This is a genomic window from Microcoleus sp. S1D4 (genome assembly GCF_036700765.1).
Lineage (GTDB): Bacteria > Cyanobacteriota > Cyanobacteriia > Cyanobacteriales > Microcoleaceae > Microcoleus.
Genome location: NZ_JAUBPP010000055.1, coordinates 1 through 5969, shown reverse-complemented (window position 1 = coordinate 5969; position 5969 = coordinate 1). Strand labels below are relative to the sequence as shown.

The 5969-nt window shown below is 36.1% G+C and carries 9 protein-coding genes and 3 pseudogenes; 9 read left to right on the top strand and 3 right to left on the bottom strand.

Going from position 1 to position 5969, the window contains the following annotated elements:
• Positions 1–823 precede the first annotated feature (823 nt).
• The gene (locus QT998_RS27620) at positions 824–1111 is read right to left on the bottom strand and encodes a helix-turn-helix domain-containing protein (protein WP_333118918.1); all 288 of its coding nucleotides are present in this window, start codon (positions 1109–1111) and stop codon (positions 824–826) included.
• A gap of 82 nt (positions 1112–1193) precedes the next feature.
• Positions 1194–1334, bottom strand: a pseudogene (locus QT998_RS27245) (IS4 family transposase); the annotation flags it as partial.
• Positions 1335–1461: 127 nt separating this feature from the next.
• Between QT998_RS27245 and QT998_RS27615 the strand changes: the two are divergent.
• From QT998_RS27615 to QT998_RS27215, 8 genes are all read left to right on the top strand, one after another.
• A complete protein-coding gene (locus tag QT998_RS27615; protein ID WP_442922006.1) occupies positions 1462–1764 on the top strand; it encodes a helix-turn-helix domain-containing protein in 303 nt (100 codons plus the stop codon).
• Positions 1761–1970: a hypothetical protein gene (locus tag QT998_RS27240; RefSeq protein ID WP_333118919.1), complete on the top strand. Its 210-nt coding sequence runs from the start codon at positions 1761–1763 to the stop codon at positions 1968–1970. Before QT998_RS27615 ends, QT998_RS27240 begins: the two co-directional genes overlap by 4 nt.
• Positions 1971–2352: 382 nt before the next feature.
• The gene (locus QT998_RS27610) at positions 2353–2661 is read left to right on the top strand and encodes a transposase (protein WP_442922005.1); all 309 of its coding nucleotides are present in this window, start codon (positions 2353–2355) and stop codon (positions 2659–2661) included.
• A complete protein-coding gene (locus tag QT998_RS27235) occupies positions 2661–2966 on the top strand; it encodes a transposase (RefSeq protein ID WP_333118922.1) in 306 nt (101 codons plus the stop codon). Before QT998_RS27610 ends, QT998_RS27235 begins: the two co-directional genes overlap by 1 nt.
• Before the next feature lie 3 nt (positions 2967–2969).
• Positions 2970–3227: a hypothetical protein gene (locus tag QT998_RS27230; protein ID WP_333118924.1), complete on the top strand. Its 258-nt coding sequence runs from the start codon at positions 2970–2972 to the stop codon at positions 3225–3227.
• Entirely contained in the window at positions 3208–3723 is a 516-nt protein-coding gene (locus QT998_RS27225) for a hypothetical protein (protein WP_333118925.1), read from the top strand. Before QT998_RS27230 ends, QT998_RS27225 begins: the two co-directional genes overlap by 20 nt.
• A gap of 284 nt (positions 3724–4007) precedes the next feature.
• On the top strand, positions 4008–4253 hold the full coding sequence (locus QT998_RS27220) for a hypothetical protein (protein WP_333118927.1): 246 nt from the start codon (positions 4008–4010) through the stop codon (positions 4251–4253).
• 3 nt (positions 4254–4256) lie between these two features.
• The gene (locus QT998_RS27215) at positions 4257–4565 is read left to right on the top strand and encodes a transposase (protein WP_333118928.1); all 309 of its coding nucleotides are present in this window, start codon (positions 4257–4259) and stop codon (positions 4563–4565) included.
• A 106-nt stretch (positions 4566–4671) separates the two neighbouring features.
• Here QT998_RS27215 and QT998_RS27210 read toward each other — a convergent pair.
• Positions 4672–5613: pseudogene (locus QT998_RS27210) on the bottom strand (IS4 family transposase); the annotation flags it as partial.
• A gap of 210 nt (positions 5614–5823) precedes the next feature.
• Between QT998_RS27210 and QT998_RS27205 the strand changes: the two are divergent.
• A pseudogene (locus tag QT998_RS27205) lies at positions 5824–5969 on the top strand (IS4 family transposase); the annotation flags it as partial.

Genomic DNA, 5969 nt, shown 5'->3' with positions numbered 1-5969 from the left:
AAGGAACTAAGGCGATGGATGTTTTCATGTCTCTGGTGGCGACTACCCGCAAATTAGGAATTAGCTTTTTTGAATATTATCGTATTTCTCACCGGGGAAATATTCCAGCTCTGGGGATGATTATTCGCGAACAATCTTCGCTTTGTTCTTTCGGTGTGTCCTGGGATTATTGAAGAAGTTTAAAAAAAGATAACTGCTTTGAATTATCGGAACTTAATTCCTTTATTAAGTGTTACCCCACTGTTAATTGTGACTGTTCCAAAAAGACTGTAATATCCTTGACTTCGTGATTGAGAATACATTATTTTAATCAAGATTTAGCAGCCAGGAAATGCGAGATTTTTGTATCTAAATTAAGATATTTGTACAATTAAATTAAAATTCTACAATTCCGAAAAATTAATGCTTACCGCAACTTATTGAGCGGATACGTCTAGACTGTAAACCATTTTTTTCTAATTAACTATTTTTATCCATTTTATCACGATCTTGCCTCTGTCTCACATTTATTTGAAATGACTATAACAAATATTCACCAATCTCTTGACATCCATAAGGGACACAAGGGATGCCACAAAAGCCGGACTCATCCAAATAGTATAAATCAATTTTTTCCTCATCTTCTAGTTGTTTTAATGCTGACAATTTTTGTTTTTTTTTCTTTGTATTCTATAGGGTCTGGCTTTCCCCCAACACCTCGACGCATCCTATGCCAACTCATATTTTTTTTTGATTATTCTCTTAATTGTTTCCGTACTTGTATTAATAGACCATTCTTTTTTGATTTTTTGTACTACTTGCTTTAATTGTTTTGGTTCCAATTTTACCCAATTTTTAATTTGAGCAGATTCTGCCGGATTAAAGATTTTTTTCTGCCTCTACCTGGTTTATTATATAATCCGAGCATTCCCTTATTTTCCCATCGATTCAACCAATTATACATAGTCTTATAACTAATTTTAAATATTTTCAGCAGTTTTTCATTTTTGAAGTCTTGTGAAACCCAAATTAAAAGCTGTGTTCTTTGGCGCACTTGATGATGTCTGCTTTCGCGATAAATTTGATTTAGCAATTTCAACGAAAGTGGATTGATGTCTCCAAGTAAAAACATATACAATTTCCTTGAATACGATTCGATATTTTTAGTATATCATATTAGTGGGTTTGTGTAATTAATTTTGTTGAGCTACTTATATTCCCCGATAAATCATTTCTAATGCAATCCGTTCAATTGGTACTCCTAATTCATCTGCAACCGCATCTCCTAAGTCTACTAAAACTGCATAAAATAGCCAAGCAGCCCAGATTTGGAGCTTGATTCCGTTTAATAGACCTCTTGCAAAATAATTTTCTGCTATAAGTAATTAGACAGAATTAATTACACAAATACATGGTAGAATGATATTCCAGGCAAAATTATGAGTTAATTAGAATTTCATATGATGTTTATCAGGAAAATAAATCCTCTTTCGTCTAAATTACTCGACTCGACTTCATCGGCAAAGCCGACATCATCAAGTAGGTCAGAGATCACATTGCCTCATATTAGCTTCGCAAGGAGTAAAAAAAGTAGAGTTAATGAATATTTTCAGAATAAGTTATAAGACACTCTATAACTGGTTCAATCGGTGGGAATCAGAAGGAATGATAGAACTTTATAATAAACCAGGAAGGGGATCATCCCGGTTTTGTAAATATCCGAATAAGTGTAAAATAGTTAAAATCAATAAAAGTGTCAAAAAAAGTCGAGAAAAAGAGCCATGACCCATGAAGAACTAGAACAGTTGCAATTCTTTTCGGCAGAAATTGCTAAAATTTCGTATAACAATACACCGCCAAGTGAACTGACCAGTCTGGAAAATATTGAAAAACATCTCAGGCAACAATGGCTTGAAAAAGTGGTCCACAAATCGGTTTTTTTTATCAAAGAAGCAACAGGAACAGAACAAGGACGACCCCAGCGAGCGTAAAAAGCTGTATTGGTGAACTAATAATTACTGAAAAACAGGTCGAAAAATTAGAGTTCAAGAAATCTACTCGATTATCTCCATTATTTGAAAAATGCTGTCTCCGTCAAATAGCTAATCTTTCCTACTTCAAGGCTGCCCAAGAAATGGAAGTTCAGACAGGAGTAAAGATTGGCCACACTTGTTTACACCGAGTGGTAGAAAAACAAGAATGGTCAGGACCTCATGCCAAAATAGAGGTGAAAGAAACAAGCATAGATGGAGGGAAAGTCCGTCTGAGAGGGAATTTAGGAGAAGGGTCTCATTGGCAAGATTATAGAACCCATTTGACATCTTTTACGGTCTTGTGGTAGCGTGACCGTAAAAGCATTATCCAGTAGCGGCCATGCCTTATTATAGCAGTCTAACGGATTCAGAATGGGAAACAATTGAACCCATACTACATGAGGTATTGCCCAAAAAGAACCGAACTAGACCATGTAACTGGACAAAAAGAGAAATCTTAGATGGAATTTTATATCAACTAAAAAATGGCTGCAATTGGCAAGACTTACCCAAAGACTTGCCACCCTATTCCACTGTATATTGGCATTACAAGCAGTGGCGAACACAGGGAGTCATAGAAGAGCTGATGAGGGTGTTACATGAGCAAGTGCGTGCACAGCTAAAAAAAAAGCCCAATGGACTACATTGATGATTATAGACTCACAAGCCGTAAAAAATACTGGTAATGCTAGTATTGAGTCAAAAGGGTTTTGTTTCTACAAGTCTACAAATGGTATTAAAAGACACCTAGCCGTTGATACACTTGGGTTTCCATTCTTTACCCACTGCACAAAAGCTAGTGTATCAGATGATGCTGGTTTGATTGAAATTTTGACTTTAAACATCGATTATTTTAAGTCCAAACCTCTAAATATTCCGAAAATTATACTCTTAGTAGACAATGGTTATCATCCCGAACATCTCACAAAAGAGTTAGAAAAAATTTATCCCTAAATTATGACAAAAATCAAGTTTGAACTTTCAGAAAAGCCATCAAAAGCCGAAAAAAAAGCTCAAGTAAAATCAGGATTTGTCCCAGTTAAAGTAAGGTGGGTCATTGAACGGTCAAATGCTTGGATGGAAAGATGTAAAATTTTGGTGAAGAACTTTGAGAGAAGTTTGGCAGGGGCGACTGCCAAACTCAACCTTTGTTTTATTAGGCTGATGATTAGAAGGCTTGCACCCCTCTTCTTAGATGTCAAATGGGTTCTATAAGGCAGTGCGGTTACATGAAAGTTATTATGGGGCTTTTTATCAAGAGAATGAAGAGTTAATTAACTATATAAACCATCAGCCATTAGCCGATCTATTAACTTGTTGGGGTGATGGACATGATGGAATATGGAATATTATGAGCCAGTTAAATCGTGGTAAAACCAGACGCGAAATTTTAGATTGGTATCATTTAATGGAAAATTTATATAAAGTGGGAGGGTCGTTGAAATCTCTAGCCCAAGCCAAAGAATTTTTGTGGCAAGGTCGGGTCGAACCTACCCTAAATCTATTTAAATATTGTCCCAAAAAAACCGCTAAAAACTTTTGCAAGTATCTAGAAAAGCATCCCTCTCGAATTGTTAACTATGAGCAATTATCATCAGACAAGATTTGTTCCATAGGCTCGGGAGCGGTAGAATTGACTGTTAAACAAATAGATAAAAGGTTGAAAATTTCGGGAGCTCAATGGTTGAAAAAAATGTCAATCAAATGCTAAAACTTCGTTGTGTTTACCTCAACGATCTCTTGGCTATTTGAGGCTTTTGCAAAACCGGGATGCTCCCCCAGGAAGAGGTGCTAAATCACTATTTAACTCTTCGCAGAAAGCCCCAATCAAAGAGTGGGCTAAACAAGAGCCAAGGCAATTAAAAAATGTTAGCCAAAAGGTTCAAGAAACCTGGGGAATAAGTCCGAGCATAAAAACAATTCAAAGAATAGTAAAAATGCTAAATATGAGTTGGCACCGTATGCGTAAAGGAGTTGCCGCAAAGCCTCCAGCCCATGAATGAATATCAAGATAAAAAGGCACAACTAGAAGAATTAAAGCGATTGGACGATCGGGGAGAAATTGATTTATATTACTTCGATGAAGCAGGATTTTGTTGGATTCCTTGTGTTCCCTATGGCTGGCAGAACATTGGAAAATATTTAGCAATTCCTAGTCGTCGTCAGCCTATGAATGTACTAGGAATCATGAATCGAAATAACTATCTTGAAACTTATGTTTCATCTCAAAGTATTAACTGAGATGTGGTTATTGCCTGTATTGATGCTTTTTTTCCCGCAGTAGATCAGCCAACGGTAATTGTCACAGCTCAAGCTTCTATTCACACCAGTGATGCTATTCTTGACAAAGTTGAAGAGTGGAAACAACGGAATATTACTCTTTTTGAGTTACCTTCTTACTCTCCTAAATTAAATTTAATTGAAATCCTATGGCGGTTTATCAAGTATGAATGGGTTGAGATATCTGCTTACAAAAGTTGGGAAACTTTCGTTGCATCTGTTGAAAAAATTCTGAAAGAATTTGGAGAAAACTATGTAATTAATTTTGTCTAGCTACTTAATAAAGGGCTTGGCTTAAGTGAAGCAGATTGCAGGTTATATCAGCACTTTACAATTATGAGTTAGCTGTGGGGTCTAAAACTCAAAACCTTTAATTATAATATATATTTTTTTGCAAGAGGTCTAATGAACCTGTCCATAAATAACTAAGATTTAATAATCTTTTTACTGTACAAAATGCCTCTTCAATTCGCCAGCATCTTTGATATAAATCTGCTACTACATAGGGGGGCAATATTTCGGGTTCTCGGACACTTGTCAGATAAGAACGCCAGGAAGTCTTGGAGCGAATCTGTACTAATCTTATAGTTAAAGCTGGTGTTCTTTTTGTGCCTGTACCTATTTTAATTATCTGGTCTTTGACATCATAAGTATTGGTTAATACCCGTTCGACTTGATAGGATGCACCTTTCTTTATTCGAGTGATAAATGCAATTTATTGGTCGATGAGTTGTTGCCAAAAAGCGAAGTGATAGAAGCCTCGATCCAATAAGAGCAAGGTTTTTGGCTTAACTATTTTTAGTAAATCTTCTTCGAGCATGAGTATCTGCTTGTTTGGGATTTGTCCAAAACCAAATTTCTTCGGGAAGATGAGTTACTAGATCTATAATTACTCCAATTTTTCCGGCTAATTGACCAATTGGCACATCTGATAAACTTTGTAGCTTCTTAAATAATGCTTCTAATGTTGAGCCATCAGCTATCCAGATATTATCAAAGTTTTTTAAGGCAAATTATACGCTATCTGATAGTGGTGTTGATTTTCTTTTTAACCATTTTTGGCGAAAATGAGGCAATAATTCTTTAAATACTTTTCAAATAAAATTGCTGGAAAAGTTAAAAATCTTTGCGATAATGCTTGTTGACTAATCTCTTGCGGTTCACACCATAAAAATCCCTCTCTATTTAATAATCTGGTTAATTCTGTTACTCCTGCTACGTCTCGCCATAAGAAACTTAATATTGCTGCCATCATTAATGGTAGTGTCAGAATCCTATCTCTTAGATTTAGTTGGCGATAAAAAGTTTCTTGGGCAGCCATTGCCGGAATTAATAAATCTTCCAGGTGATTCGCGATCGCTTCATTTTCTACTTGGGGACGATTTTTTTCTTTGCATGATCTCGGTTAATTCTTTTTTTGCTACTCATAACTGGTTCAACTATGGCTCAACTGCCTGCGAAATAGATGTTTCAGCCTATTTTACATTTTTTGGTGTACCCCCTTGACAATGTGCACTTTTTCTTAACTTGTCACAAATGGGCAACGATTCACGGACAATGGATCAAGAAATTAGGTGTAGAAATTTATGCTGGGCGGAGTTCGGAGCATCAAGACAAAACCCCACGACAAAGTGAATTTAGTCTGAGCCTCTATGGACAACGGTGGATCTATGGGAT